At 71.0% G+C, this 431-nt stretch carries 1 protein-coding gene; it reads right to left on the bottom strand.

Annotated elements, in window-relative coordinates; genetic code table 11:
* Window positions 1-431, bottom strand: a 431-nt coding sequence (locus tag D9V41_RS16490; protein ID WP_279432363.1) for an enolase C-terminal domain-like protein, incomplete at both ends; no start/stop codon positions are given.

The raw sequence follows: 431 nt of genomic DNA, 5'->3' as shown, positions 1-431 counted from the left end.
GGGTGTTCCCACACCGGACTGCGCCAGCGATGACCGACGGCGTCGGCCGCGCGCACCGCGTCCTCGTCCACCTCGATGCCGAGGCCCGGGGCGTCCCATCGCTCGATGTGACCGGCGGGGAACGCCAGCGGCTCGCGGCCGATGACGTAGTCGAGCAACTCGGCCGAACCGGCGTTGTAGTGGATGCCGATGGACTGCTCCTGCAACAGGAAGTTGGGGGTGGCGAAGGCGACCTGCAGGCTCGAGGCGAGGGCGATCGGGCCCAGCGGGCAATGCGGGGCGAGGAGCGCACCGTGCGTCTCGCCGAGCGCCGCGATTCTGCGGACCTCGGAGATTCCGCCGGCGTGCGAGAGGTCGGGCTGAAGCACGGCGACCCCTGCATCCAGGACCGGCAGGAAACTCGCCCGATCGAACAGTCGCTCCCCCGTCGC

The organism is Aeromicrobium phragmitis, assembly GCF_003674095.1.
Taxonomy (GTDB): Bacteria; Actinomycetota; Actinomycetes; order Propionibacteriales; family Nocardioidaceae; genus Aeromicrobium; species Aeromicrobium phragmitis.
Note: the sequence above shows the minus strand (reverse complement) of the source record. Positions and strands in the feature narration are given on the sequence as shown.